The organism is Kitasatospora sp. NPDC059408, from assembly GCF_042751525.1.
GTDB lineage: Bacteria > Actinomycetota > Actinomycetes > Streptomycetales > Streptomycetaceae > Kitasatospora.
In genome coordinates this window covers 36,575-63,437 of the sequence record NZ_JBHYWI010000018.1, presented here as the reverse complement: position 1 = coordinate 63,437, position 26,863 = coordinate 36,575, and the positions used below count along the sequence as shown (strand labels likewise).

Here is a 26,863-nt window from a genome sequence, read left to right as displayed (position 1 = left end):
GCTCAGGCGGTGCGGGGCGGCCCGCGGCGGCCGGTGTGACGGCCGGAGCGGTCGCCCGTGGGGCGGTCGGTGCGGCGCTGACGGAGGTGGCGGGCGAAGCGGCCGGGCCGGGCGCGCAGCTCATCAGGAGCAGCGCGCCCAGCCCGACGAGGGCACAACGGGGTAGGGACATGGCGGTTCGGCTTTCGGAAGGAGTACGGGGGGCAGGGGCGGCGGAGGTCAGCCGACCGAGTCCTTGGCGGCAGGGCTGTTCCGCTCCGCGGAGCGGATCGACTCCAGCACCTGCGCCACCTGCTGGGCGGCGATCAGGGAGGGCCCCCGGAAGCACGCGGTCAGCTCGACCAGCGTCGAGGTCGCACCGGTCCCGACGGTCCGGTAGCCGACCAGCTGGTCGCTGCCTCCGGCGCTCGCGCACTCCTTGCCCACGGCGGTGACCTCGCCCGGGCCGGACTGGCCCACGTGCCTGTAGAACGTGCCGGCGTCGTCGACGAGCCGGAAGGTCAGGACGACTCCGCCGGCGTACAGCTTCCCGACCGGGAAGCAGATCGACTGCTGCGCGGGGCAGCTGGACAGGGGGATGAGCTCCTGATTGGCGAGGGTGCCGATGCTGCGCAGGGGGCTGGACCCGCCGCTGTCCTGTGTGAACCAGCCCTTGGGCACGTTGACGACCATCTCCGGAACCGACCTGAACGAGATCGCCGGCCCCAACGGCCCCACGGCGTCCGGGCCTTCGGGCGCGGGGGAGGGCGAGGGCGCGGCCGTGCTCGGTGCGGGCGCCGGAGCCCCTGCGGCCCCCAGCGGGCCCGAGTGGGGGCCCGAGGGCGCGATCGCCGGGGCGGCGGCCAGCACGGCGGCGAGCAGTCCGCCGGTGAGCCCGGCGCCCAGTCCGGCGGCCCGCCGGCGGCGCCGGGTGCGATCGGCGCGGTCGAGGATCCGCTGGATGCGGTCCTCGGGCGCGGCGAGGTGCGGCGCGGCCTGCTGGAGGAGGATCCGCAGCTCCTGCTCCTCCCCGGTGTCGGCGCCGCCGGGTCCGTCCGGCCGGTCCGGGTGGGTGAAGTCAGTTCCCGTCACGCCGTCCCCCGTCCAACATCAGTTCCCTGACCGGCAGTTTGCCGCGCAGCGAGGCGAGCGCCCGGTGCGTCTGGCTCTTGACGGTGCCGGTCGTGCAGCGCAGCACGTCGGCCGTCTCCTCGACGCTCAGGTCCTCGAAGTAGCGCAGCACCACCACGGCCCGTTGCCGTGGCGGCAGCGCCCGGACGGCGGTGGCCACCACCTGGCTGAGCACGACGTCCTCGAAGGGGTCGGCCCGCTGCACCGGCGGCTCGGGCAGCTCCTCGTGCGGGAGTTCGCCGGTCCAGCGGCGGCGCCACCAGGAGACGTGCGAGTTCACCAGGACCTTCCGCACGTACGCCTCGGGGTGCTCGATCGAGATCCGGTCCCACTTGGGCCACACCTTGGCGAGCGCGGTCTGCAGCAGGTCCTCGGCCTGGTGCGGGTCGCCGGTCAGGAGCCAGGCCGTGCGCAGCAGCTTCGGGCCGCAGGCGGCGACGAACTCCTCGAAGTCCGGTGTCGCGTCCCTCATCCCGCCGCCCCTGCCATGGTGTTCCCGTCGTTCCCGTCCGCCGTGGCGGCCCGGTCGGCCGCGTGCGTGGTGTTGTCCTCACGGCAGGTGGAACGCGGTGGCCCGCGGTTCGGGTTGTCTCCGTTCCGGGGATATTTTCCCAGGCCCCGGCGGACGGCCGCGGCCCGGCCCGGCCGGAACGCTGGACGGCCCGCGAGCCGGCCGGGACTGAGCCGGGCGGCGGGCGGGCCGTGGTACCACGATGCGCCGCCCGTCCCGTGCGGCGCAGGGGCGCGCACGGGGCGCCCGGACGCACGGGCCGGGCGCGATCGGGGCGTACGGCGGTGCGGCGGCCGCGACGGCCGGTCGGGCCGTCAGAGCGTGCCGGAGCCGTGTTCCACGGGCCCGGCCGCCCCGCGGGCCGTCACCGGCTGCGCGCCGACCGTCCAGTCCGGGTGGCCCGGCATGGGCGGGGTGCGGTGGCCGTAGAGCCAGTCGGTGAGGAAGGCGGTGAGGTCCTGCCCGGAGACCTCGGAGGCGGTGCGGATGTAGTCGGCGGTGGTCGCGTTGCCGTACCGGTGGCGGGCGAGGAAGGTGCGCTCGATCGCGTCGAAGGCGTCCTCGCCGACGCGCTCGCGCAGCGCGAAGAGCACCAGTGCGCCGCCGGTGTAGCGCTGGCTGTCGAACAGGTCGGCCGCGGTGGGCGAGGCGACCGGTCCGGCGTCGTGGCGCCACTGGTCGCCGAGGCCGTACAGGTAGCGCATGCGGTCGACGAGGGTGGTGTAGCCCCACGCGTCCGGCCAGCCGCGCTCGTAGCGGTAGAGCAGGCCGTAGTAGTCGGCGTGGCCCTCGTTGAGCCAGAGGTCCGCCCAGGTGGCGGGGGAGACGCTGTCGCCGAACCAGGAGTGCACCAGCTCGTGCATCATGTGCGAGCCGATCGCCGCCTCGGGCTGGCGCAGGAAGTTCGGCTTGTACAGCGTCAGGGTCTGGGTCTCCAGGCCGGTGAAGCCGAACGCGTCCGGGTCGTCGGTGTCGGCCGGCAGGATCCCGTACGCCTCGAACGGGAACGGCCCGAGGTGCCGTTCGGCCCAGGCGAGCTGGTCGGCGGTGAGCGCGAGGGCCGGTTCGAGGTCGGCGGCGCGCGCGGTGGGCACGACGTCGCGCAGCGGCAGGCCGTGCGGGCCGGTGCGCTCGCGGACGGTGTAGTCCCCGACCGAGACCTGCACGAGCTCGGTGGCCATCGGCTCGCGGGAGACGTAGCGCCGGGTGGTGCGGCCGTCGCCGAGGGCCGTGGTCCGGGTGAGCTCGCCGCTCGCGACGCCGAGCAGCCCGTCCGGGGCGGTGACGTCGATCGTGAAGCGGGCCTTGTCCCTGGGGTGGTCGTTGGACGGGAACACGGTGTGCGCACTGGCGGGCTGCCCGGCGACGGCGAAGCCGTTCGCGGTCGGCACCCAGCCGGTGTGGGGGAGCCTGGCGTGCGGGTCCGCGGTGTACGTGACCCGCACTCGCGCGGTGGCGCCGCGGCGCAGCGCCCGGCCCGGGGTGACGGTGAGCTTCTCGTCGTGCGTGCGGAACGCGGCGGGCCGGCCGTCCACGTCGACCTCGTGGACGTCGAGGCCGAGCGCGTCGAGGTCCAGGCTCGCCAGGTCGTGGGAGGGCCGCGCGGTGATCACCGCGGTCGCGTCGACGGTGCGGGTGTCCGGCCGGTAGGCGAAGGAGAGGTGGTAGGCGAGCGCGTCGTAGCCGCGGTTGCCGAGCGACGGGAAGACGGGGTCGCCCAGCCCGTCCGCCGCGGTGGCCGCGGGCCCGCCGGTGGTCAGCAGCGCCGCGCTGAGCGCGAGCACCAGGGCGAGCCCGGCACGGCCGCGGGCTCGGGTCCGACGCAGGGGGATCAGGGCGACCACCGCTCTCCGGGTTGACGGCACGGGAGATGTTCCGGGTACGGATCGTAGTGGAAACGGCCGTCCGTCCGTGTGCAATTCGGGAGTTGGGCCCGTGGCCTCAGGCCCGGGCCGCGCGCTTGGCCAGTTCCAGGAGCGTCTCCAGGTCGTGCGCCGCTTCGGCCGCGCACAGTGCGGTCGCCGCCGCGAGGCCCGCGAGCGCGGCGGCGGACCACACGTGGCGGTGCGGCGCGGGCGCGAGCAGCGCGGTGACCCGGCGCGGCACCGGCCCGAGCCCGGCGGACCGGAACCGGCCGAACCGGCCGAGGAGGCCGAGTGCGGCGGACGGGATCCACCCGCGCGCCTTGGTGCGGCGCGCCGCCAGGGCCGCCTTGCCGATCGTGCGGGCGACCCGCTCGCGGTCGCCGACGGCGGTGGCCGCGCTCTCGTCGGCCCAGCGTTCGACCGTGAACGCGACGGTGTCGGCCAGCGGCCGCAGCAGCGGGTTGGCGGCGGCGCCGAACTGGGCGAGCGCGACGAACAGGTGGTGCCGGTGGGCCAGGTGGGCCCGCTCGTGCGCGAGCAGGATCTGGTGCTCGGGCGGTTCGAGGGCGGCGAGCATGCCGGTGGAGACCACGATCCGCCCGGGGCGCCCGGGGAGGGCGTAGGCCTGGGCGGCCGGGTCGTCGACGATGACGAGCTGGTCGCGGCCGGGCAGGCAGGCGGCCTCGCTCGTGGCCCGCGCCAGGGTGCGGGCCCGCCGCCACAGCATGCGGCCCGCCATCGCGACCACGACGGCGAGCGCGGCCCCGGCGAGTACGGCGACGGAGAGCGAGGCGGGGTCGTGGTGCTGCGCCGCGCGGGCGGACCAGTGGTCGTGGGCGAGGCGCGCGAGCAGCGGGACGCGGATCAGTCCGGTGATCGCGAGCATGCCGAGCGCCGCGGTGCTCGCGGCGGCCAGCACCAGCGCGCCGACCGTCAGCAGCCAGGTGGCCAGGCGGGGCGGCAGCCGTTCCCCCACCGGCCGGGCGATCAGCGCGGCCAGGAGGGGGAAGAGCAGCGGGAGGTAGACGGCGATGCGCATCCGGCGGGCCTACGAGCCGGAGTCCAGCAGGCGCCGCAGGAAGTCCTCGTCGTCGTCGGAGAGCTCGTCGACGAAATGCGTCAGCACGGCCTCGCGGTCGCTGCGCCCGTCGAGGACGCGGCGCATCGTGCGGGCGGCGAGTTCGGACTCGTCGGCGCCGGCGGTGTAGGCGAACGCGCGGCCGCGCTTCTCGCGGGTCAGCAGGCCCTTGGCGTGCAGGCGGGTGAGCGCGGTGACGACGGTGGTGTACGCGAGCCGGTCGTCGACCCGTTCGAGCACCTCGCCGGGGGTCAGTGCCGCGGGTGCGGCCCCGCGCAGGGCCGCGAGGACCTCGGCCTCCAGCTCGCCCTTGCCCCGTCCGGTGGCCGGGGTGGGTTCGTGCACGCCCACGGACTTGGTCACCTCCCGCATCATCTTCTACATTCCACGTAGAACTTCTACGTATTCGTAGAAGCTTCCGCCCTGCCCAGAGTCTGCCATGCCCGCCGCCGCCCGTGAGTGGCGGGCAGCGTACCCAGGAGACGAGCCGTGCCAACCGCAACGGCGGCCGATGCGCCGCCCCACACCATCGCGGCCCGCGCCGAAGGCCTGACGAAGGCGTACGGCTCCGGCGAGACCCGCGTCGTCGCCCTGGACGCGGTCGACGTGTCCGTCCGGCGCGGCGAGTTCGTGGCGATCATGGGCCCGTCCGGCTCGGGCAAGTCCACCCTGATGCACTGCCTGGCAGGCCTCGACACGGCGAGCGACGGGCAGATCTGGATCGGCGAGCACGAGATCACCCGGCTCAAGGACCGCAGGCTCACGCAGATCCGGCGCGACCGGATCGGCTTCGTCTTCCAGGCCTTCAACCTGCTCCCGACGTTGACGGCCCTGGAGAACATCACCCTCCCGATGGACATCGCCGGCCGCAGGCCCGACCAGGCGTGGGTGGACCGGGTCATCGAGACCGTCGGTCTGGCCGGGCGGCTCACGCACCGGCCGTCCGAACTGTCCGGCGGCCAGCAGCAGCGCGTCGCCTGCGCCCGCGCCCTGGCGGGGCGTCCGGAGATCGTCTTCGCCGACGAGCCCACCGGCAACCTCGACTCCCGGGCCGGCGCCGAGGTGCTCGGCTTCCTCCGCTCCTCCGTGGACGACCTCGGCCAGACGATCGTGATGGTCACCCACGACCCGGTCGCCGCCTCCTTCGCCGACCGCGTGCTCTTCCTCGCGGACGGCCGGATCGTCGACGAGCTGCCCGAGCCCACCGCCGACTCGGTGCTCGACCGGATGCGCGGCTTCGACGGCGCCGGACGGACCAGCTGACGATGATCAAGGCAAGCATCCGCGGCTTCCTCGCCCACAAGGGCCGGATGGCGCTGTCCACCCTGGCCGTCCTGCTCGGCGTGGCCTTCGTCTCGGGCACCCTGGTGTTCTCCGACACCATCGACGTCGCGTTCACGAACATCGCCGGTTCGACCGCCGCCGACGTCACGGTCAAGCCGAAGCAGGCCTTCACTCCCGAGGTCGAGGACCGCGGCCTGTCCGGAGAGACCCCGACCCTGCCCGCGAGTGTCGTGGCCGAGGTCGCCGCCGTCCCCGGGGTCAGGGCAGCGCACGGCCAGGTGAGTCTGCAGGACCTCACCGTCGTCGACAAGGACGACAAGCCCGTCGGGCCCACCACCGGCGCACCGACGCTCGGCCAGAACTGGTACGACGACCCGCAGGTGCACCTCGCGCAGGGGCACGCCCCCACCAGGGACGGCGAGATCGTCATCGACCGGGCCAGCGCCCAGCACAAGGGCATCCGCCTCGGCGATCCGCTGCACGTCCTCACGCCCGCCGGCTCCACCCCGGGCACGCTGGTCGGCATCGTCACCTTCACCTCGGGCAACCCCGGGGTGACCATGGTCTACCTCGACACGGCCACCGCGCAGCGCCGACTGCTCGGCAAGCCCGACCGGTTCACCGGCATCACGGTCGACACCGCCCCCGGCACCAGCCACACCGCGGCCCAGGCGGCGATCAAGGCCGCGCTCGGCGACGGCTACTCGGTGGCCACCAAGGAGCAGCAGGCCGCCACCGCCGCCCAGCAGATCAGCTCCTTCCTCGGCGTCGTGACCATCGCCCTGCTCGGCTTCGCCGGACTGGCGGTGCTGGTGGGCGTCTTCCTGATCCTCAACACCTTCTCCATGCTCGTCGCCCAGCGCACCCGCGAACTCGGTCTGCTGCGCGCCCTGGGCGCCGGCCGCGGCCAGGTGCTGCGCTCGGTGCTCACCGAGGCGCTGCTGCTCGGTCTGGCCGGCTCCACCCTGGGCCTCGGCGCGGGCATCGGCCTGGCCGCCGGCCTGAAGTCGCTGATCTCCGGCTTCGGGGTCGACCTCTCCGGCACCGCGCTGGTCGTCGGCCCCCTCACGCCGGTGGCGGCCTACGCGGTCGGCGTCCTCGTCACGCTCGTCGCCGCCTACCTGCCGGCCCGTCGGGCCGCCCGGACCTCCCCGATGGCCGCGCTCCGCGAGGCGGACACCCCGCCCGCCCCGCGGCTCGGCGTGCGCACCGCGCTCGGCGCCGTCCTGCTCGCCGCCGGCGGCGGCCTCCTGTACGGCGCCGCGACCCACCACGCGACGATCCTGACGGCGGGCGCCCTGCTCGGCGGCGGCATCGTGCTGTCCCTGGTGGCCCTGGTGGTGCTCGGCCCCGCGCTCTCCCGCGTCGTCGTGTACGGCCTCGGCGCGCCGTACCCGGCCCTGTTCGGCGCGGTCGGCCGGATGAGCCGCCGCAACGCCGTCCGCAACCCGCGCCGCACCGGAGCCACCGCCGGGGCACTCATGATCAGCCTCTCCCTGGTCGGCGCCGTCGCCGTCCTGGCCGCCTCGCTGACCACCTCGGTGGACCGGGACGTCGACAGCACCTTCGGCGCCGACTACGTCCTGTCCGGCAACGGTGCCACCCCGATCGGCCACGAGGTCACCGACCGGGTCCGGGCCGTGCCCGGCGTCCAGGCCGTCACCCGCCAGCGCTACGCCGTCGCCCACCTCAACGGCTTCCAGCTGGTGCTGTCCGGCGTCGACGTCGCCACCGTGGACCGGGCCGTCAAGCCGCAGTACGTGGCCGGCTCCACGGCCGACGTGGCCGCGGGCGGGCTGATGGTCGACGAGACCACCGCCGACGCCGACCACCTCGCGATCGGCTCGAAGGTCGAACTCCACTTCCTCAACGGCGCGGTGGGCACGCTCACGGTCGGCGCGATCTCCAGGCCGCCGGCCGGCGCGGGCAAGGACGGCGGCAGCTGGGAAGTCTCCCTCGACACCCTCGCCAGGTACGCCCCCGAGGCCCAGGACTTCGCGCTCTTCCTCGACACCGCCGCCGGTGCCGACCAGCGGGCCGTCCAGTCGGCCCTGGGGGCGGCCCTCGCGTCCTACCCGCAGGTGACGGTGCAGAGCCAGGCCGACTACAAGAAGCAGGTCACCGGTCAGGTCGACACCGTCCTGTACCTGGTGTACGCCCTGCTCGCGCTCGCGATCGTCATCGCCGTCCTCGGGGTGGCCAACACCCTCGCCCTCTCGGTGATCGAGCGCACCCGCGAGATCGGCCTGCTGCGCGCCGTCGGCACCTCGCGCGGCCAGATCGGCCGGATGGTCCGGCTGGAGTCCGTCCTCATCGCCGTGCACGGCGCCCTGCTGGGCCTCGGCCTCGGCGTGGCGTGGGGCGTCACCGGCCAGAAGGTCCTGACCCTGTACGGCATCACCGCGCTCAGCATCCCGTGGACGACGATCCTCGCCGTCCTGGCCGGAGCGGCCCTGGCCGGTCTCGCGGCGGCCGTGCTCCCCGCGATGAAGGCGGCCCGGACGAGGATCCTGACCGCGATCACCGCCTGATGAGCGGCCGGTCGGGCGCGCACCCCTCGCCTCGCGGCGGGACCGACCGGCGGGTGCCGGGGGACGCGACACGGTCGCGTCCCCCGGACGGAGCACTGCGGTAGCGGCGCGGTGGCCCTCCGTCATACGGTCGAAGAGTTCCGCCCCCTGACGGGCGGGGCCACGGCCGCCGGAGAACCTGGCCAGGTCCGGCGGCCGTACTCTCATGCCCGCCCACAGCCGTAGGCTTGCGGTCCGCCCCTTCCGCGCCGGACCGCCAGGAGCCGCTGTGACCACGTCCCCGAACTTCCTGGTGATCGGCGAGTGCGTCGCCGACGTCGTCCGCGCCGACGGCGTACCGGACCGGGCGCACCCCGGCGGGAGCCCGGCGAACGTCGCGTACGGCCTGGCGCGTCTGGGGCGGGCGGCGACGCTCCTCACACAGCTCGCGGACGACGCCCACGGGCGCCTGATCCGGGCGCACCTGGAGGCGGCCGGGGTGACGGTGCGCGCGGAGGCCGTGGCGCGGACGCCCTCGGCCGTCGTCGAGCTGGACGGCGAGGGGCGCGCGCAGTACGCCTTCGACATCGGCTGGACGCTCGGCACTCCCCACGGTGTCGATCTCCTGGGGCCGGACGCGCCCGGGTACCTGCACATCGGCTCGATCGCGGCCGTGACCGAGCCGGGCGCGGCGGCCGTGCTGGGGGTCGTCGAGCGCCTGCGCGGCCGGGCGAGCGTCAGCTACGACCCGAACGTGCGGCCCGCGCTGATGGGCGAGCGGGCCGGGGCCGTCCGCCGGGTCGAGCGCTGCGTGGCCCTCAGTCACGTGGTCAAGGCCAGCGACGAGGACCTGGCCTGGCTCTACCCGGACGAGGATCCGGAGTCCGTCGCCCGGTACTGGCTCGGGCTCGGCCCGGCCGTCGTCGCCGTGACGTTGGGGGCGGCCGGCGCCGTCGCGCTCACCGCCGACGGTGCCCGGGAGCAGGTCCCCGCCCGCCCGGTGCGGGTCGCGGACACCGTCGGCGCCGGGGACTCCTTCATGGCCGCCTTCCTGCACGCCCGCGCGGGCGGCGCCCCGCTCGCCGTCTGCCTCGCGCACGCGGTGACGGCCGCGGCCGTCACCGTCTCGCGCCCCGGCGCGAACCCGCCCTCGTCCGCCGAGCTGGCCGAGGCGCTGGCCCGGTAGGCCCCAAGTGCCTTACTGCGCCGCCTCGGTGAGGTCCTTGCCGTACCAGACCTCGGCGTACGGGCCCGTGCTGTAGGCGGGGATCTCGCGGTAGCCGTGGCGGGTGTAGAGGGCGCGGGCCTCGACGAGGTCGAGGCGGGTGTCGAGGACGATGCGCCCGGCGCCGAGGGCGCGGGCGGCGGAGTCGACGGCGGCGAGCAGGCGGGCGCCGCCGCCGGTGCCGCGCAGGCCGGGGCGGACGTAGACGCGGGTGAGCTCGACGGTGGCGGCGTCGAGGCGGCGCAGCCCGGCGCAGGACTGGGCGCGGCCGTCGTAGCGGCCGATCAGGAACAGGCCGGTGGGCTCGGCGAGGTCGTCGCTGGGGGTGTCGGCCAGGCCGGCCTCCAGGACCTCGGTGTCGAAGTCCTCGCCGTGGTGCAGCCGTCTGTACCGGTTGGCGACGTCGTAGTAGTACTCGCGCAGCAGGGCCAGTGCCTCGTCGGTGGTCACGTCCTCGGGGGCGACGGCCCAGGCCGGGCCGGGTGCGGTGGTGCCGGTGGTCATACCCCGCATGGTCGCCGTGCGGGCGGCCCGGCGGCAAAGGGTTTTCGCGGTGCGTGCGGGGCCGTCCGGCCGTCCTGCGCAGGGCAAAGCTTGGGCAAGGTCCCGGGCGGGTCGTTCTGCCGTGCGGGTGACGGGGGGATTGACGGGGGTGCCCTCCGGGGGAGCAGTGGCGTTATGAACGCACCATCAGATCATCGCATTAATGGGGGTTTGAAGGGCAGTCACCCGGCCCGGAGGGGTCTGCGGACCGGTCTGCTGGCCACCGTCTGCCTCTCCGCCGTCGTCGCCGGCTGCGCCGGGCCGTCCGGACCCGCCGGGCCCAAGGCCGCACCCGCCGGCGCCGCCAATGCCGCCAATGCCGCCAACGCCGCCAAGGCCGCGGAGGTCGCCAACGCCCCGAGCGCCGCACCGGCCGCCCAGGCGGAGGCGGTGGCCGCCGGGGAGCCCGCCGTCGACCGGGCGGGGGCCCGCCCGCCCGCCGCGCCGCCCATGCTGCCGGGCCTCGCCCGCAAGGAGGAGGAGAGCAGCAGCGAGGCCGTCGCCCGCCAGGAGACCGCCGTCCGCGCGGCGTTCGAGACCGCCCAGCGCTGGGGCCTGGCCGAGCCGCCGCTGAAGGCGCCCCCGCCCCCGGCCGCCAAGCCCCGGCTGCGTGCGATGCAGGGCGTGAAGCTCAAGGACGGCCGCCCGCCCGTGGTGTTCCGCGTCCCCACCGACGACAAGGTGGTGTTCCTGACCGTCGACGACGGCGCCGAGAAGGACCCGCAGTTCAACAAGATGGCCGCCGAGCTCGGGATCCCGCTCAGCGCCTTCGTCTCCGACTACCTCGCCCGAGAGAACTACGGCTACTTCCGCGACCTCCACTCCCAGGGCGTGGAGATCAACAACCACACCATCAACCACCGCAACCTGAAGATCCACGACTACGAGACCCAGCGCTACGAGATCTGCACCCAGCAGGACCAGCTGGAGCAGCAGATCGGCGTCCGCCCCCGGCTGTTCCGCCCGCCGTACGGCGAGTACAACGACGACACGCTGCGCGCGGCCGGGTCGTGCGGGGTCCAGGCGGTGCCGCTGTGGAACGAGGAGGCCTTCCCGGACCACATGGAGTGGCGCTACGACGACCAGAAGCTCCACCCGGGCGACATCATCCTCACCCACTTCCGGGGCACCGAGGACTGGAAGGCCACGATGCCGGACCTGCTCCGCAAGGTCCTGAACGAGGTCACGGCACAGGGCTACGCCCTCGGGCGCCTGGACGACTACCTGTAGCCGTGCGGGCGGGAGCCGGGAGCCGGGAGCGGGCAGCCGGTCTCAGCCGAGCGAGAGGGCGTCGAGGTACACCCAGGCGCCCTCGTGCCGGACGAACCGGCTGTTCTCGCTGAGCACCCCCTCCTCGTCGCCCTCCGTCCAGTACGCGCGGAACGCGACGGTGCCCCCGGAGTGGAACGCGCCGCCCTCGGTGGTGGCGCCGATCTCCAGCCGGGTCCAGCGCAGCGCCGGGTCGAAGTCCACCGAGTCCGGCCGGGTGTCCGGGTGCCAGCTGCGCAGCAGGTACGCCTCGTCCTGCACGACGAAGGCGCTGAAGCGGGAGCGCATCAGCGCCTCGGCCGTGCGGGCCTCCGCCACGCCGCGGTGCATCCGGCCGCAGCAGTCGCCGTAGGAGGCGGACAGGCCGCACGGGCACGGGGAGGAGGGCAGCAGCCGCGGCGCGGGGGCGGCGGCTCGGGGAGCGGGGCGACGTCGGGACATGCGGTCCATTGTCCCCCGTGCGCTCCGCTCCCCGCGCGCCGCCCCCGCGCCCCTCGGGCGGCCGTTACGCGTTGCGCTTGAACGAGTAGTTGAACTCGCCGGTGCCGAAGTGGCGGTAGAGCCGCAGCCAGAACGGCATCATCATCTCGGTCGCCCGGGCGCCGGTGATGTCCCCGAGGTCGATGATCCACTCCGCCGGCCAGCCGAACTCGCCGAGCAGCGCGACCGCCTCGGCCTTGGCTGCGTCGTCGTTCCCGGAGACGAACAGGTTGTGCTCGCCCGGCAGGACGGCCGGGTCGACCATCACGGCGACGTTCATCGTGTTGAGCGCCTTGACCACCCGGGCCGCCGGGAACTCCCGCTGGATCCGCTCGCCGACGCTGTCGGTGTTCACCGGGTCGAGGGTGAGCTCGCCCTCGGGGGAGAACACCAGCGGGTTCGACACGTCGATCAGCAGCTTGCCCGCCAGCCGCTCGGCCCCCGCCGCCCGCAGCGCCGACAGCGCGACCGTGCCGCCGGTGGCGTTGAACACCACCTCGCCGAAGTCCGCCGCGTCGGCGAACGTGCCGCAGTGGCCGTGCGGGCCCGCCGCGGCGGACCAGGCCAGCCCCTTCTCGTTGTCCTTGGTCCGCGAGCCCAGGGTGACCTCGTGGCCGAGCGACACCAGCTTGCTCGCCAGCGTCTGCCCGACCACGCCCGTGCCGATGATTCCGATGCGCACAGCCACTCCGCATCTCCCGTGAAACGCGCCCTCGTGGAGCGTTGCCGGCGACGACGATAGTTGACCCGGGCTCAGTCCCGAAGGACCGTCCGGCGAACGGGTCCCGGTGGCGGGCAGGCCGTCAGCGTCCCCGCTCGACCACGAATCCCGGCAGCGCGAGGAGGAACTCCCGTGCTTCGTCCGCCTCTTGCTCCCCGCAGGCGTCGGTCGCGCCGAGCACCCCGTCGATCTCCCGTTCCGCCGCCGCGACCAGCCCGGCCGCCGCCTGCCGCGCGCTCTCCATGCACTCGTACGCCGCGAGCCGGTCGAGCAGCCACCGCACGTCCTCGGCGGCCTCCGGGCCGCGCTGGGACCTCGTACGGCTCAAGTACCGCTCGGCTCTGGTGCGTTCGGCGGGGGAGCAGCGCTCCAGGAGGTGGATCAGCATCAGCGTCCGCTTGCCCTCCCAGAGGTCCCCGGCGATCTCCTTGCCGTACTCCTCCTGCGTCCCGGCGAGGTTCAGCACGTCGTCCTGGATCTGGTAGGCCGCGCCCAGGTACCAGCCGAACCGGTCCAGCCGGCCGGAGTCCGCCGAGGGGCCCTCGGCGACCAGCAGGCCCGTGCGGCACGGGTAGAGGAAGGTGTACCAGGACGTCTTCTTGAGGCACAGCCGGTAGTAGTCGCCGGGGACGAGGGCGCACGCGTTGTCGCGGATCCAGGCGATCTCCAGGGCCTGGCCCTCCAGCGACTGGCGGCACATGAGCTCGGTCTCCTCGAACAGCCGCCAGGCCAGCTCGCCCCCCAGCCCCCGCCGGTTGGCCATCAGCCGCTGGAGGCCGAGCAGGTGGGTGGCGTTGCCGACGTTGAGCGCGACCTCGACGCCGTACGCGGCCGGGAGGGTGGGCTCGCCGCGCCGCAGCTCGCTGCCGTCCTGGATGTCGTCGTGGATCAGGAAGGCGTTGTGGAACAGTTCGACGGTGACGGCCGGGTTGAGCGCGCGGCCCGGGTCGCCGCCGAAGGCCGCGCAGGTGGCGAGGCACAGCGCCGCGCGCAGGCCCTTGCCGGGGCGGGCCGGGTAGTCGGCGGCCAGGTCGTAGAGGTAGGGCGGACTCTGCTCGGGGATGTGCCGCAGCAGTGCGGCCACCGTGCGCTCCCGGTAGCGGGCCAGCACCCGTTCGACCAGTCCGGCGCCGCCCGTGAGCCGGGGCGGTGTCACTCCCCGGGCCGCTCGTCGGGCTCCCCGGCGGCGGTGCGCTGCGGTCCGAAGGCGGTGCTCAGGCCCTGGTTGGCGAGGGCCGGCGCGAGGCGGCTGAGGTTGAGCAGCAGGTCGACGATGTCGTGGGCGTTCTCGGCGATCCTGCGCGTGTGCTCGGCGGCGTCGCCGGCCGTGTTGCCCAGCACCCGGGCGCTGACGGCGTCGATCAGTTCGTGGGTGTTGTCCGAGACCCGGCGCACCAGCCGCCCGAACTCCTCCTGGTCGACGCGGTGTTCGTCGACGAGGCGCTCGCCCGCCGCCTTGGCGTCGGCCAGACCGGCCGCCAACTCGCGCTCCAGGACGGCGGCGGCTTCCGAGACCGCCCGCTCGCCCTGCTCGCCCGCCCCGCTGAACCGACCGGCATCGGGCATGGCCGACCTCCTGGCTCGTGCCCCGGCCAGCCCGGGGTGCACCGTCGCAATGCTTGCCGATGGTACACGCCCGTGCGCGGAGCGTGTCCGGAGTTCGCGGCCCCATTCGGCGCTCGGGGCTCGGCGAGTCGCCCCGCACCCTCCGTTCGTCACTGATAGTAGTTGCGTGGTTTCGCTGCGAAGGAGCTGGCGACGGCACGAAGGAGCGGTCAATGGGTGGCAGACAGCGTCCGCCGAGGGCGCGGACCCCGCGGCAGAAGGTGGACACCCGCGTGGAGATCGCCCGCCTGGAGGGCTTCCTGGCCTGGGAGGCGGAGGTCGCCGCGGCCGAACGGGACGCCCGGGCCTTCGCCGGCCAGTTCGCCTGGCTGCCGGCCGCCGAGCGCGAGAGCCTGGAGCGGGCCTACGCCGCCGACCGGCTGCGCTACGCCGAGGAGGTCGTGGACCGTGCCGTCGACCGCTGCCGCCGCCTCGCCGCCCGCTACCGCAGCGAGTGCCGGCGGATCTGCGCCCGGTGGGCCGCCCTCTGCCTGTCCGTGACGCTGGCGGCCGCGCTGTTCGCCGCCGTGCCCGCGATCCTGCGGGGCTGATGCTGCGACAGGGCGCCGCGACAGGACGCCGCGACGCCGAGGGCCCGCCGCAGACGCTGCGGCGGGCCCTCGGCGTGTGCGGGGATCAGTGGTGGCCGTGGCCGCTGCTGATCTCCTGGTGCTCCTCGACGGTCGGCTTGGCGATCCGGCTGCCCTCGCCGTAGAAGCCGCGCGACAGCTTCGCCCGCGCGCGGGTGAACAGCCCGGCCCTGCGGGCCACGCCGTTCTCGTCCACCTCGGGCTCCAGCTCGACCGGCTCCGGCTGGTCGTGCGAGGTGAGGGTGTACATCCGGCCCTGCGGCAGCGGCGCGTGCACCTCGATGAACTCGCCGTGCTGGAGCCGCTGGATGACGCCGGTCTCGCGGCCGTGCAGCACCTTCTCCTTGTCGCGGCGCTGGAGGCCCATGCACCACCGCTTGGTGATCACGAAGACGACCACCGGCAGCGCGAAGAAGCAGATCCGCACCGCGTAGGTGATCGCGTTGATCGACAGGTGGAAGTGCGTCGCGAGCAGGTCGTTGCCGCCGCCGGCCAGCAGGATCAGGTACAGGCTGATCCAGGCCGCGCCGAAGGCCGTGCGCACCGGAGCGTTGCGCGGCCGGTCGGCGATGTGGTGCTCGCCGCGGTCCCCGGTGACCCACGCCTCCAGGAACGGGTAGCACCAGATGACCAGCAGGACGGTCGGGAAGACCATCAGCGGGACGAACACCCCGAGGTTCAGGGTGTGGCCGCCCCAGACGCTGATCTCCCAGCCCGGCATGACGCGGATCAGGCCCTCGGAGAAGCCCATGTACCAGTCCGGCTGGGCGTCGGTGGACACCTGGTCGGGGCGGTAGGGCCCGTAGGCCCAGATCGGGTTGACCGTCGCGATCGCCGACATGAGCGCGATGATGCCGAACACCAGGAAGAAGAACCCGCCCGCCTTGGCGGTGTAGACCGGCAGCAGCGGCATGCCGACGACGTTGTCGTTGGTGCGGCCGGGCCCCGCGAAGTGGGTGTGCTTGTGGTAGAAGACCAGGATCAGGTGCGCCGCGAGCAGGCCCACCATGATCCCGGGGATCAGCAGGATGTGGACGGTGAACAGCCGCGGGATGATGTCGTGCCCGGGGAACTCCCCGCCGAACATGAAGAACTGCAGGTACGTGCCGACGATCGGCACCGCCAGGACGGCGCCCTCCATGAAGCGGATGCCGGTGCCGGAGAGCAGGTCGTCCGGCAGCGAGTAGCCCATGAAGCCGTCGAACATGCCGAGGAAGAGCAGCAGCGCGCCGAAGACCCAGTTGACCTCGCGAGGCTTGCGGAACGCCCCGGTGAAGAAGACGCGCATCATGTGCGTCAGCATCGCGGCGATGAAGACGATGGCCGCCCAGTGGTGGATCTGGCGCATCAGCAGGCCGCCGCGGACCTCGAAGCTGATGTTGACCGTGGAGGCGTAGGCCTCCGACATCTGGATGCCCTTGAGCGGGACGTACGAGCCGTTGTAGACGACCTCGCCCATGCTCGGGTTGAAGAACAGCGTCAGCCAGACGCCGGTCAGGATGATGATGACGAACGTGTAGAGCGCGATCTCGCCCAGCATGAAGGACCAGTGGTCCGGGAAGATCTTGCGCAGGTTGGCCTTCGCCAGGGAGTAGATGCCGAGGCGGCCGTCGGCCCAGTCGGCGAGGGCCTCGGCCTTGTTCGCGGGCTGGTCACGCGTACTGGTGGTCACCGGTCCCGGCTGCGACTGCTGGTCGGTTCTCACGACGGGCTCCCCGGCGTCCTCGGCGTGCCGTGCTGGAGGCCCGTCGGCGAGAACGCCGGCCGGCGGAGTGATGTGATCATGGGACCTCTCGATACGGGACCGCCGGGCGGATCCGGCCCGCGGTGCTGGTGACCGCTGGTCCCGTTGCTCAGGGTGATGGATCGCTTACTCTGTCATGCTGTCGGCAGGGGGCCGACTGTGCACGTCCATCGGCCCGTCCGGCCGCTCGTGTCGGGCCGGACGGGGGTCCCGGGGCCCGCGATCGGCCGTCCGGGAAGCGGCCGGTGCTGCGCTCGGGTGCCGCCGAACCGTTTCGGCGCGCGCCGCGGCCCGGGGTCGCGGGAACCCGGGCCTACGCTGCGCCAATGGTGGATCACCGTGAACTCCTCGCTGACGTGACCGCGACCCTCTCCCGCGCCGGACTCGACGCCGCCGGCCCGTCCCCGCTGCGGATCGGCCCCGGTCCGGAGGGGGTGGTGGTCGGCTGGCCGCCGGGCGGCGATTCGCCCGAAGGGGTGCGCGCCGCCGTCCTCGGGGCGGCGGCGGTCGTCCTGCGGGAGGCCGGCCACGAGGTCGCGGAGGCGGACGGCGGCGACCTGCACGTGGCGCCCGTCCCGGATCCCGTCGGCGTCCCGGCCGAGCCGGAGACCGTTCCCGAGCAGTGGTGGGGCTGAGTCCTGGCGCCGGTGCGCCGGGAAGGCGGCGCGCCGGAGGCCGGGTCGAATGCTGAGACGGAAGGTGGGTTTCATACCGAACCCTTACCTTGGCGGCGGGTTCAGTGGCTCCCTGCACCTCTAAGGTTTGCCTAAGCTAAGCCGAGGCGCCCTGGACCGAACCAGTCCGGGGCGTTCGGCTGTGCCGTCCCCCGTCACCGCGGTGGGACTCCGAGGACAGGTACGACCCGGGGTGACCGGGGGAGGAGCCCGCTGCATGTGGGATGAAGCGTTTCCCAGCTTTCTGATCGGGCTGCGGGAGGGCCTTGAGGCCGGCCTGATCGTGTCGATCCTGGTGGCCACCCTCGTCCGGTTCGACCGCAAGGGGCGCCTGCCCCAGGTGTGGACCGGCGTCGCGGCGGCCGTCGCCGTCAGCCTCAGCTTCGGCGCGGTGCTCACCTTCACCGCCGCGAACCTGTCCGGCCACGCCCAGGAGGCGTTCGGCGGGATCCTGAGCCTGATCGCGGTCGGCTTCGTCACGGCCATGGTCTTCTGGATGCGCCGCTCCGCGCGCAGCCTGTCGGCCGAGATCCGCTCGAAGGTCGAGGCCTCGCTGGCGCTGGGCGCCGGCGCGCTGGTGCTCACCAGCTTCCTCGCCGTCGCCCGCGAGGGCCTGGAGACCTCCCTCTTCCTGTGGACCAACGTCCGCACCGCGGGTGAGTCCACCGGCCCGCTGATCGGCGCCGCGGTCGGCCTGGTGCTCGCCGCGGGCCTGTGCTGGGGCCTGTACCGGCGCGCGCTCAAGATGAACCTCACCCGGTTCTTCACCATCACCGGCGCCGGCCTGATCGTCATCGCGGCGGGCGTGCTCGGCTACGGCCTGCGCGACCTCCAGGAGTCCGGGCTGGTCGGCGGCTCCACGTCGTACGCGTTCGACCTCAGCGGGCACCTGGACGCGCAGTCCTGGTACGCCACGCTCGTGCAGGGCACGCTCAACCTCACCGTCACCATGACGGTCCTGCAGGTCGTCGCCTACGTCGCCTACCTGTGCATCGTCATGACGCTGTTCCTGCAGGGCCTGCGCGCCGGCCAGGCCGCGCCCGCCGCCGAGCAGACGGCGGAGAAGACGGCCGAGCAGACGGAGGAGAAGGCCACCGGGACGGCTGCCGGGACCCCCGCGCCCGCCGCCTCGGGCCGGCCGCGGTGGGTGCTCCCGGCCGCGCTGGTCGCCGTCCCGGCCGTCGTCGCCGGAGCCGTCATCGCCGTCAGCGACGGCAAGAAGGACAGCGCCGCCACCGTCGCCGTCTCCGAGCAGGAGTGCGGCAAGGGCTTCACCGCCCCGCTGCCCGGCCAGCAGGTCTTCCAGATGCGCAACACCGGCGACAAGGTCTCCGAGGTGTACCTGGTCAACCCGGCCAGCGGCGCCGTCTACGGCGAGGTCGAGGGCCTCGCGCCCGGCACCACCCGCGCCCTGACCGCCACCATCGGCACCGGCGACTACGCCTGGCGCTGCGTGCCCACCGGCGGAAAGTCCGTCACCTCCGCCTCCGTGCACGTCACCGGCGGCAGCGAGGTCAAGGCCGTCAAGCCGGTCGGCGACGGTGACCTCGACGCCCCGCTCGCCGCCTACAAGGACTACGTCGTCAACGGCCTCGCGACCCTCATGACGCAGTCCCAGAAGCTCCAGGCGGACATCCACGGCGGCGACCTCGCGACCGCCCGGGCGGACTGGCTCACCGCACACCTCCAGTACGCCTCGCTCGGCGCCGCCTACGGCACCTTCGCCGACCTCGACGGCAAGATCGACGGCCGCGCCGACGGGCTCCCCGACAAGACCGCGGACCCGGGCTTCACCGGCTTCCTGCGCCTGGAGTACGGCCTGTGGCACGGCCAGTCCGCCGCGGACCTCACGCCCGTCGCCGACGGCCTCGCCCGCGACGTCGCCACCCTCGTGCACGACTTCCCCACCCAGGACTTCGACCCGGCCGACCTGCCGCTGCGCGCCCACGAGATCCTGGAGAACACCCTCCAGTTCGAGCTCACCGGCGACACCGACATGGGCAGCGGCACCAGCCTCGCCACCACCCAGGCCAACCTGGCCGGCACCCAGGAGCTGCTGACGCTCCTCCAGCCGCTGCTCGACGAGCGCGACCCGCAGGTCCTCGTCCGGGTCAACACCGGGATGAAGCGCGTCGGCGACCTCGTCGCGGCCGCCCGCACCGCCGACGGCTGGACCCCGCTGGACAAGCTGCCCGCCGACGCCCGCCGCCGGCTCAACGGCGCCACCGGCCAGCTGCTCGAAGACCTGTCCCCCATCCCCGCCCTGCTCGAGATCCGGAAGGCCGCCTGATGACCGACCACACCGCAGCCACCGGCTCCTGCCCGTTCCCGCACGGCGCTTCCGCCGCTGCCGCCGCACAGCAGGCCGCCGCCGCCGAGGCCGCCGGCCAGGGCGGCTGCCCGGCCGGCCCGGCCCGCCGCAGCTTCGTGCGGGCGGCGCTCGGCGCGGGCGCGGGGGCGGCCGTCCTGGCGGGCACCGGTGCGGCGTTCACGCTCTCCGCCGAGCCGGCCGCCGCGGGCGACGGCCACCAGGCCTCCAACGGCGTCGTGCCCTTCCACGGCGCGCACCAGGCCGGCGTCACCACCCCGGCGCCCGGCTACGCCGCCTTCGTCTCCTGCCAGGTGATCGCCCAGGACCGCAAGGCCCTGGAGGACCTGTTCAGGACCCTGACCGAGCGGATCCGCTTCCTCACCGCCGGCGGCACCCCGCCGGACCTCGGCGTCGGCGCGCCGCCCTCCGACAGCGGCCTCCTCGGCCCGGTCGTGGCCACCGACAACCTGACCGTGACGGTCGGCGTCGGCGCCTCGCTCTTCGACGACCGCTACGGCCTCGCCAAGGCCAAGCCCGTCAAGCTCGCGCCGATGAAGACCTTCCCCAACGACAACCTGCAGGCCGCCGAGCTCCACGGCGACCTCTCGCTGCAGATCTGCGCCGACCGCCAGGACACCGTCCTGCACGCCCTGCGCGACATCACCCGGCACACCCGCGGCGCGATGCAGATCCTCTGGCGGATCGACGGCTTCCAGAACCAGTCCCGCCCCGACGGAGCCCAGCGCAACCTGCTCGGCTTCAAGGACGGCATCGTCAACCCGGACACCGCCTCCGCCCGCGAGATGGACCGGCTGGTGTGGGTCACCGACGGCATGGGCGAGCCCGCGTGGGCGACCGGCGGCAGCTACCAGGTCATACGGATCATCCGGATGCTGATCGAGTTCTGGGACCGCGTCACCCTCACCGAGCAGGAGAAGATGTTCGGCCGCCGCCGCGACACCGGCGCCCCGCTCGACGGCCACCAGGAGAACGACGCCCCGGACTACGCCAAGGACCCGGACGGCAAGGCGATCCCGCTCAACGCGCACATCCGCCTCGCCAACCCGCGCACCGCGGACACCGACACCTCGCGCATCCTGCGCCGCGGCTTCAACTACGACCGCGGCATCGACAAGGCCGGCAACCTCGACATGGGCCTCGTCTTCTGCTGCTACCAGCAGGACGTGGTGCGGCAGTTCGAGGCCACCCAGACCCGCCTCGTCGGCGAGCCGCTGGTGGACTACATCTCGCCGACCGGCGGCGGGTACTTCTTCGTCCTTCCGGGCGTGAAGGACGACGCCGACTGGCTCGGCCGGGGGCTGTTCGCCAGCGCCTGACGCCCCCGCGCGCCACGGCCCCCGGAACTCTGGAGGAGTTCCGGGGGCCGTTCGCGCGTCCGCGGCCCGTCAGCCGCCGAGGGTGAAGCCGATGACGGCGCCGCCGCCGTCCCGGTTGACGGCGAACGCGGTGCCGCCGTGCGAGGTGGCGACCTCGTGGACGATGGCCAGGCCGAGCCCCGAACCGGGCAGGCTGCGCGCGGCGGTGGCCCGGTAGAAGCGGTCGAAGACGCGCTCCAGGTCGGCCGGGTCGATGCCGGGACCGCGGTCGCGCACCTCGACCCGGGGACCGCTCACGACGACGTCGATCGGGGCGGCCCCGGCCGGGTCGAACTTGGCCGCGTTGTCGAGCAGGTTGCCCACCGCGCGGGCCAGCGCGTCCGGGCGGGCGGTGACCACGGTGGCGTCGGCGTCCACGGCGATCTCGCGGCCGGTGCGCCGGCGGGCCTGGGCGGCGGCCTCGCGGACCACGTCCGCCAGCACCACGTCGACCGGGTCCTCGTCCGCCTTCTGCTCGGCGGCCAGCGCCACGAGCTCGTCCACCAGCAGGGTCAGCTCCTTGGCCTCCTCGGCCAGGTCGTCCAGCAGCGCGGTGCGCTCGGCGGGCGGCAGGCGGTCCAGGCTGGGGAGCACCGAGAGGTTGGTGCGCAGGCTGGTGAGCGGCGTGCGCAGCTCGTGCCCGGCGTCCTGGACCAGCCGGCGCTGGTTCTCCTTGGCGGTGGCGAGCCGGCCGAGCATCCGGTCGAAGGCCCGGCCGAGCCGGCCGACCTCGTCGCTCCCGGCGGCCGGCACCGGGACGTCCAGCCGGCCGCTGTCGGCGACCAGTTCGGCGACGTCGGTCAGCCGCACCAGGCGTCCGGTGATCCGGCGGGCGAGCAGCCAGCCGGCCGCACCCGCGAGCAGGGCGACGGCGGCCACCACGGCCGCCATCTGACCCCGCAGGGCGTACAGCAGGTCCTCGACGTCGCCGGTCTCCTGCACGACCTGGACGGCACCCCGGCCGCCGCCGAGCGAGACGACGCCGACCCGGTAGGTCGCGTCGCCGACGTGCCGCACGCCGATCACCGTCCGGGCGGGGGCGGTGGCCCGGGCGAGGTCGCCGTCGTCCGGCGCGCCCGGGAGGACGACGTGGGAGCTGCCCGGGAGGACGGCGCCGTTGGCGTCGAGCGCCTGCGCGGTGACCCGGATCGGGCGCAGTAGCTGCTCGCTCAGACCGGTCGGCCCGTTGAAGTCGCCGGGGTACAGCGTCTGCCGCGTGACCTGGTTGCCCACCGACTGGAGCGCGGTGGTGAAGTCGGCCTTCTCGTCGTCGCGGATCAGCGCGGCGGCGGCGTGGTAGCCGAGGGCGCCGATCAGCACCGCCACCAGGACGGCCAGCGCGGCGAACGCCAGCGACATGGTGGTGCGCAGGCCCGGGCGCGGCCGGAGCCGGCGCGGGTCGAAGCGGCGCGGGCGGGTCACGAGGCGCGCAGCGTGTAGCCGACGCCGCGGACGGTGTGGATCAGCGGTGCCAGGCCGGGGCGGTCGAGCTTGCGGCGCAGGTAGCCGATGAACACCGCGAGGTTCTTGGAGCCGGGGCCGAAGTCGTAGCCCCAGATCCGCTCGTAGACGGTGGCCTGGTCGAGCACCGAGCCGGCGTGCCGGGTGAGCAGCTCCAGCAGGTCGAACTCGGTCCTGGACAGCTCCAGCTCCTCGCCCGCGCGCCAGGCCCGCCGGGCGCCCGGTTCGACCCGCAGGTCGGCGACGGCCAGGACGTCCTCGACGGGCTGCTCCGGGGGGTTGCGGCGAAGCAGGGCGCGCAGGCGGGCGAACAGCTCGCCGACGTCGAAGGGCTTGACCAGGTAGTCGTCCGCGCCGGCGTCGAGCCCGGCGATCCGGTCCTGGACCTCTACCCGGGCGGTGAGCATCAGCACGGGCGTGCGGTCGCCCGCGGCGCGCAGCCGGCGGCAGACCTCCAGGCCGTCCGGGGCGGGCATCATCACGTCGAGGACCAGGACGTCCGGGCGCTGCTCGTCGAGGGCGGCCAGCGTCCGGGCGCCGTCCGCGGCGGTGCGCACGCGGTAGCCCTCCAGCTGCAGGGCGCGGGTGAGGGAGTCGCGGATGGCGCGGTCGTCCTCGGCGATCAGCACGGTGTGGGTCATGCGTGGGATTCTCCCTGGCGTGTGCACGGCGGTTCCAGGCGGGGGGCGGGGCCGGCCGGCGGGCTCACCCGTCGGCGTAGCGGTCGGCGAGGGCGCGGGCGGTGGCGGCGAGGCGGGCGCGGAGTTCGGGCGGGGCGAGGACCTCTATGTCGGTGCCGAGCGCGAGGAAGGCCGCGTGGGCGTGGTCGAGCGACTCGATCGGCAGCACGGCCCGCGTCCGGCCGTCCGGCTCGGGGGCTCCGGTGGCCTCGGCGGCGCGCGCGGCGGCGGTGCTCAGGCGGGCGGCGGCGCCGGGGGCGAGCAGGACGAGGGCCTCGCCGTGGTGCAGACGGGCGTGGAAGTCGGCCTCGTGGCGGCGCCAGTGGGACGCCAGGGAGAAGTCGTCGGGGATGGTGAACTCCTCGTCGGTCTCGGTGAGTTCGAGGATCTGGTCGACCCGGTAGGTGCGCGGCCCCGGCCCGGCGACGACGTACCAGCGGCCGGCCTTGAGGACGAGGCCGTACGGTTCCAGCCGGCGGTCGACGTCCGTCGGCGCCTTCCAGCGGCGGTAGCGCACCCGCAGCACCCGGCCGCGCCACACGGCGTCGGCGACCTGCGCCAGGAACGGCACCTCGTCGTCCTCCGCGTACCAGCCGGGCGCCTCCAGGTGGAAGCGGGCGCGCAGCCGGTCGGCGTCCGCGCGCAGCCCGGGCGGCAGCGCGGCGCGCAGCTTGAGCTGGGCGGCGGTGAGGGCGGGGCCGAGCCCGAGGGCGGCGGCCGGGCCGGGCAGCCCGGCGAGGAACAGCGCCTCGGCCTCGCCCGCGTTGAGCCCGGTGAGGCGGGTGCGGTAGCCGGCCAGCACCTCGTACCCGCCGCCGTGCCCGGCGTCCGCGTACAGCGGCACGCCGGCGGCCTGCAGCGCCTCGACGTCCCGGTAGACGGTGCGCACCGAGACCTCCAGCTCCTCGGCCAGCCGCTGGGCGGTCATCCGGCCGTTGGTCTGGAGGAGGAGCAGGATCGACAGCATGCGGGCGGACTTCACGGGGACCCCTCGGACTTCACTGACACACGATGTCAGGGAACCCGGCTTGGCGTCCAGGCATGGGACTTGAGAACAACACCGGACGAACCGACTTCGACTTCCTCGTGGGCGAATGGGACGTGGCCAACCGCCGCCGCGCCGACTTCCTCGACCCGCGCAGCCCGTGGGAGGAGTTCCCGGGCGTGACGCGGGGCTCGCGGCACTTCGGCGGCAACGCGAACGTCGACGAGATCGACTTCCCGACCGAGGGCTTCTCCGGGCTCACCCTGCGGCTGTACGACCCGGCGCGCGAGGAGTGGTCGCTGTACTGGTCCAGCACCCGCACGGGCACGCTGTTCCCGCCGGTCGCCGGGCGGTGGGCGGACAGGCGCGGCGAGTTCTTCGGGGACGACGAATACGACGGCACGCCGGTGCGGGCACGGTTCGTGTGGTCGGGCGTGACGGCGGACTCGGCGCGCTGGGAGCAGGCCTTTTCCACGGACGGCGGCGCGACCTGGGTGACGAACTGGACCATGGAGTTCACCCGGCGCGCGTAGGTCCGGCCGCCCTCGCGCCCCCACCCTTCGTGGGCGTACGGTGGCCACACGGTGGCGCGTCCGGCGCGCCCCGGACGTTCCCTGCACGGCACGTCCTGCCGGAGGCCGCTATGGCAGACCGGATGGCCTTCTTCACCACCCCGCGCGCGGAGCGGGCGCGGCGGGACGCGCACGAGCGGGTGGGGGACTGGCGCGAGGTGTACCGGCCCGGGGCGCTGCTCCCGGTGGTCGGCGGGCAGGCGGGCCGGTGCATGGACTGCGGCCTCCCGTTCTGCCACGACGCGTGCCCGCTCGGGAACATCGTGCCCGAGTGGAACCGGCTGGTGGCCGACGGCGACTGGCGGGCGGCGGCCTCCCGGCTGCTCGCCACCAACAACTTCCCCGAGTTCACCGGCCGGCTCTGCCCGGCGCCCTGCGAGAGCGCGTGCGTGCTCGCGATCGACGGCGCCGCCGTGACCATCAAGAACGTCGAGCTGGCGATCGCCGACCGCGCGTGGGAGAGCGGCTGGGACCGGCCCCGCCCGCCGGACGTACCGAGCGGGCGGCGGGTGGCCGTGGTCGGCTCGGGCCCGGCCGGGCTGGCGGCGGCCCAGCAGCTCACCCGCGCCGGGCACGCCACGACGGTGTACGAGCGGGCCGACCGCCCCGGCGGGCTCCTGCGCTACGGCATCCCGCCGTTCCGGCTGGAGAAGCACCGGCTCGACCGGCGGCTCGACCAGATGCGGGAAGAAGGCACCGGCTTCCGCTGCGGCGTGCGCGTCGGCCGGGACGTCGCGGCGGGGGAGCTGCGGGCCGGGTGCGACGCGCTGGTGGTCGCGGTGGGCGCCACGGCCTGCCGCGAACTTCCGCTGCCGGGCCGCGACCTGCCCGGCGTGCACCAGGCGATCGCCTACCTGACCTGGGCGAACCGGGTGGACGAGGGCGACCGCCCGGACTCGCCGCTGTCCGCCGAGGGCCGGCACGTCGTGATCGTCGGCGGCGGGGACACCGCCGCGGACTGCCTCGGCACGGCGCTGCGCCAGGGCGCCGCGTCCGTCACCCAGCTCGACATCAACCCGCGCCCGCCGGAGCGCCGGGCGGCGGGGCAGCCGTGGCCGGTGCACCCGAAGGTCTACCGGGAGACGACCTCGCACGAGGAGGCGGGCGCGGCGGCGGCCGGGCCACGGGTGTTCGCGGCGGTGGCCGTCGGCTTCGAGGCGGGCCCGGACGGGCGGCTCGCGGCCGTGCGCTTCGCCGAGGCGCAGCCGCCGGACCGCGGGCCGCGGCCGGGCACCGAGCGGAGCCTGCCGGCCGGGCTGGCACTGCTCGCGCTGGGCTTCGCAGGGCCCGAACCGGACCAGGAGCTGATCCCCCAACTCGGGCTCGCCACCGGCCCGGACGGTGCGCTGACCCGGGACGACGGCTTCGCGACGGGCACGGACGGCGTGTTCGTCGCGGGTGACGCGGGGCGCGGGCAGTCGCTGATCGTGTGGGCGGTCGCCGAGGGGCGGGCGGCGGCCGCGGCGGTGGACCGCTACCTGCGGGGCGTCACCGAGCTCCCGGCTCCGATCCGGGCTTCGGCGCGGGCGTTGACGCTGTGAGGGGGCAGTGGACCTGCCCCCTCACCCGGGCCGTCAGCTCAGGCCGAGGACCGACAGGGCGGTGGTCCAGTCGGTGACGATCGCCTGCTGGGCGGGGACGAGGTCCACCTGGTGGTTGCAGACGGCCCGGTAGAGCTTGTACTCGACGCTGTCCTTGTCCGTCGAGGTCGACCCGTTGCTGCCGGTGGCGTAGTGCGGCTGCGGCCACAGGTTGTTCGGGTCGGTCGGGTGGCCGCCGAGGGAGAGGGGGATGAAGTGGTCCTCCTCGTAGTCGGACGTGTTGGTGTCGCTGTAGCCGTACGCCGCGATCTGCTGGATCTTCAGCTTGGTGGTGTAGCTGGACGGCGGGCGGATGGACGTGCTGTAGCCCGGCACGCAGATGGTGTCGTCGATGGTGGCCTGGGTGACGTCCGGGTTGGTGGCGCCGGGGGTGCAGGCCGGGTCGGGCAGCGGGAGGTAGGCCTGCGAGCAGGTCTGGTCGAGCGGCGCTGCGGCGCGGTGCTGGGTGGGGGCGGCGGCGTGCGCGGTGCCGCCGGCGGCGAGCGCGCCGACGGTGAGGACGACGGCGGCCACGGCGGGGGCGAGGCGCTGGGAACGAAGCATGTGGGGAGCTTCCTGTGGCGGCCCGGCTTCCTTCGCCGGGCGGTGTGTCCATGCCACCACCATGGAATCTATGCGGGTAGACCGTGAATGGTGAACTGTTGACAAAGTGTCAGTCAACAGAGTCG

The 26,863-nt window shown here is 74.3% G+C and carries 25 protein-coding genes; 10 read left to right on the top strand and 15 right to left on the bottom strand.

Annotated elements, in window-relative coordinates:
- Positions 1–219 precede the first annotated feature (219 nt).
- From ACFXDE_RS14545 to ACFXDE_RS14525, 5 genes are all read right to left on the bottom strand, one after another.
- A complete protein-coding gene (locus ACFXDE_RS14545; protein WP_380494158.1) occupies positions 220–1,071 on the bottom strand; it encodes a hypothetical protein in 852 nt (283 codons plus the stop codon).
- A complete protein-coding gene (locus ACFXDE_RS14540) occupies positions 1,058–1,582 on the bottom strand; it encodes a SigE family RNA polymerase sigma factor (RefSeq protein ID WP_380494156.1) in 525 nt (174 codons plus the stop codon). The genes ACFXDE_RS14545 and ACFXDE_RS14540 overlap by 14 nt, the downstream gene beginning before the upstream one ends.
- Before the next feature lie 353 nt (positions 1,583–1,935).
- Positions 1,936–3,465: a M1 family metallopeptidase gene (locus ACFXDE_RS14535; protein ID WP_380494154.1), complete on the bottom strand. Its 1,530-nt coding sequence runs from the start codon at positions 3,463–3,465 to the stop codon at positions 1,936–1,938.
- A gap of 97 nt (positions 3,466–3,562) precedes the next feature.
- Positions 3,563–4,525, bottom strand: coding sequence for a M56 family metallopeptidase (locus tag ACFXDE_RS14530; protein WP_380494152.1), 963 nt, complete (start codon positions 4,523–4,525; stop codon positions 3,563–3,565).
- A gap of 9 nt (positions 4,526–4,534) precedes the next feature.
- A complete protein-coding gene (locus ACFXDE_RS14525; protein WP_380494268.1) occupies positions 4,535–4,936 on the bottom strand; it encodes a BlaI/MecI/CopY family transcriptional regulator in 402 nt (133 codons plus the stop codon).
- Between the two features lie 156 nt (positions 4,937–5,092).
- On the opposite strand from ACFXDE_RS14525, the gene ACFXDE_RS14520 reads away from it, so the two are divergent.
- The 3 genes from ACFXDE_RS14520 (at position 5,093) to ACFXDE_RS14510 (ending at position 9,544) form a co-directional block, all read left to right on the top strand.
- The gene (locus tag ACFXDE_RS14520) at positions 5,093–5,827 is read left to right on the top strand and encodes an ABC transporter ATP-binding protein (RefSeq protein ID WP_380494266.1); all 735 of its coding nucleotides are present in this window, start codon (positions 5,093–5,095) and stop codon (positions 5,825–5,827) included.
- 2 nt (positions 5,828–5,829) lie between these two features.
- Positions 5,830–8,379 carry an ABC transporter permease gene (locus ACFXDE_RS14515; RefSeq protein WP_380494150.1) on the top strand — a complete coding sequence of 850 codons (2,550 nt, stop codon included), beginning with the start codon at positions 5,830–5,832 and terminating at the stop codon, positions 8,377–8,379.
- Between the two features lie 268 nt (positions 8,380–8,647).
- On the top strand, positions 8,648–9,544 hold the full coding sequence (locus ACFXDE_RS14510; protein WP_380494148.1) for a carbohydrate kinase: 897 nt from the start codon (positions 8,648–8,650) through the stop codon (positions 9,542–9,544).
- Positions 9,545–9,556: 12 nt separating this feature from the next.
- Here ACFXDE_RS14510 and ACFXDE_RS14505 read toward each other — a convergent pair whose 3' ends face one another.
- Positions 9,557–10,087 carry a GNAT family N-acetyltransferase gene (locus tag ACFXDE_RS14505; RefSeq protein WP_380494146.1) on the bottom strand — a complete coding sequence of 177 codons (531 nt, stop codon included), beginning with the start codon at positions 10,085–10,087 and terminating at the stop codon, positions 9,557–9,559.
- 210 nt (positions 10,088–10,297) lie between these two features.
- Between ACFXDE_RS14505 and ACFXDE_RS14500 the strand changes: the two genes are divergently transcribed.
- Entirely contained in the window at positions 10,298–11,356 is a 1,059-nt protein-coding gene (locus ACFXDE_RS14500; protein WP_380494144.1) for a polysaccharide deacetylase family protein, read from the top strand.
- Positions 11,357–11,398: 42 nt separating this feature from the next.
- On the opposite strand, the gene ACFXDE_RS14495 is transcribed toward ACFXDE_RS14500, so the two are convergent.
- From ACFXDE_RS14495 to ACFXDE_RS14480, 4 genes are all read right to left on the bottom strand, one after another.
- Positions 11,399–11,836: a YchJ family protein gene (locus tag ACFXDE_RS14495; protein WP_380494142.1), complete on the bottom strand. Its 438-nt coding sequence runs from the start codon at positions 11,834–11,836 to the stop codon at positions 11,399–11,401.
- A 64-nt stretch (positions 11,837–11,900) separates the two neighbouring features.
- Positions 11,901–12,557 carry an NADPH-dependent F420 reductase gene (locus ACFXDE_RS14490; protein WP_380494140.1) on the bottom strand — a complete coding sequence of 219 codons (657 nt, stop codon included), beginning with the start codon at positions 12,555–12,557 and terminating at the stop codon, positions 11,901–11,903.
- A gap of 121 nt (positions 12,558–12,678) precedes the next feature.
- Positions 12,679–13,752, bottom strand: a complete 1,074-nt coding sequence (locus tag ACFXDE_RS14485; protein ID WP_380494138.1) for a polyprenyl synthetase family protein — start codon at positions 13,750–13,752, stop codon at positions 12,679–12,681.
- Positions 13,749–14,162, bottom strand: coding sequence for a hypothetical protein (locus tag ACFXDE_RS14480; RefSeq protein WP_380494136.1), 414 nt, complete (start codon positions 14,160–14,162; stop codon positions 13,749–13,751). The genes ACFXDE_RS14485 and ACFXDE_RS14480 overlap by 4 nt, the downstream gene beginning before the upstream one ends.
- A gap of 212 nt (positions 14,163–14,374) precedes the next feature.
- Between ACFXDE_RS14480 and ACFXDE_RS14475 the strand changes: the two genes are divergently transcribed.
- Entirely contained in the window at positions 14,375–14,752 is a 378-nt protein-coding gene (locus ACFXDE_RS14475; RefSeq protein ID WP_380494134.1) for a hypothetical protein, read from the top strand.
- Between the two features lie 85 nt (positions 14,753–14,837).
- Here ACFXDE_RS14475 and ACFXDE_RS14470 read toward each other — a convergent pair whose 3' ends face one another.
- The gene (locus ACFXDE_RS14470) at positions 14,838–16,463 is read right to left on the bottom strand and encodes a cytochrome bc complex cytochrome b subunit (protein WP_380436456.1); all 1,626 of its coding nucleotides are present in this window, start codon (positions 16,461–16,463) and stop codon (positions 14,838–14,840) included.
- A 398-nt stretch (positions 16,464–16,861) separates the two neighbouring features.
- Between ACFXDE_RS14470 and ACFXDE_RS14465 the strand changes: the two genes are divergently transcribed.
- From ACFXDE_RS14465 to efeB, 3 genes are all read left to right on the top strand, one after another.
- Positions 16,862–17,170 carry a hypothetical protein gene (locus ACFXDE_RS14465; RefSeq protein ID WP_380436361.1) on the top strand — a complete coding sequence of 103 codons (309 nt, stop codon included), beginning with the start codon at positions 16,862–16,864 and terminating at the stop codon, positions 17,168–17,170.
- Positions 17,171–17,426: 256 nt separating this feature from the next.
- The gene (gene efeU, locus ACFXDE_RS14460; RefSeq protein ID WP_380494131.1) at positions 17,427–19,499 is read left to right on the top strand and encodes an iron uptake transporter permease EfeU; all 2,073 of its coding nucleotides are present in this window, start codon (positions 17,427–17,429) and stop codon (positions 19,497–19,499) included.
- The gene (gene efeB, locus ACFXDE_RS14455) at positions 19,499–20,857 is read left to right on the top strand and encodes an iron uptake transporter deferrochelatase/peroxidase subunit (RefSeq protein ID WP_380494129.1); all 1,359 of its coding nucleotides are present in this window, start codon (positions 19,499–19,501) and stop codon (positions 20,855–20,857) included. Before efeU ends, efeB begins: the two co-directional genes overlap by 1 nt.
- A 69-nt stretch (positions 20,858–20,926) precedes the next feature.
- Here efeB and ACFXDE_RS14450 read toward each other — a convergent pair whose 3' ends face one another.
- The 3 genes from ACFXDE_RS14450 to ACFXDE_RS14440 form a co-directional block, all read right to left on the bottom strand.
- Positions 20,927–22,255, bottom strand: coding sequence for an ATP-binding protein (locus tag ACFXDE_RS14450; RefSeq protein ID WP_380494264.1), 1,329 nt, complete (start codon positions 22,253–22,255; stop codon positions 20,927–20,929).
- A 59-nt stretch (positions 22,256–22,314) separates the two neighbouring features.
- Positions 22,315–22,998: a response regulator transcription factor gene (locus ACFXDE_RS14445; RefSeq protein ID WP_359971215.1), complete on the bottom strand. Its 684-nt coding sequence runs from the start codon at positions 22,996–22,998 to the stop codon at positions 22,315–22,317.
- A gap of 64 nt (positions 22,999–23,062) precedes the next feature.
- Entirely contained in the window at positions 23,063–24,019 is a 957-nt protein-coding gene (locus ACFXDE_RS14440) for a helix-turn-helix transcriptional regulator (protein WP_380494127.1), read from the bottom strand.
- 59 nt (positions 24,020–24,078) lie between these two features.
- Between ACFXDE_RS14440 and ACFXDE_RS14435 the strand changes: the two genes are divergently transcribed.
- On the top strand, positions 24,079–24,555 hold the full coding sequence (locus ACFXDE_RS14435; RefSeq protein ID WP_380494125.1) for a hypothetical protein: 477 nt from the start codon (positions 24,079–24,081) through the stop codon (positions 24,553–24,555).
- A gap of 110 nt (positions 24,556–24,665) precedes the next feature.
- Positions 24,666–26,135, top strand: a complete 1,470-nt coding sequence (locus tag ACFXDE_RS14430; protein ID WP_380494123.1) for a glutamate synthase subunit beta — start codon at positions 24,666–24,668, stop codon at positions 26,133–26,135.
- 33 nt (positions 26,136–26,168) lie between these two features.
- Here ACFXDE_RS14430 and ACFXDE_RS14425 read toward each other — a convergent pair whose 3' ends face one another.
- Positions 26,169–26,738: a hypothetical protein gene (locus ACFXDE_RS14425; RefSeq protein WP_380436372.1), complete on the bottom strand. Its 570-nt coding sequence runs from the start codon at positions 26,736–26,738 to the stop codon at positions 26,169–26,171.
- Positions 26,739–26,863: the final 125 nt, after the last annotated feature.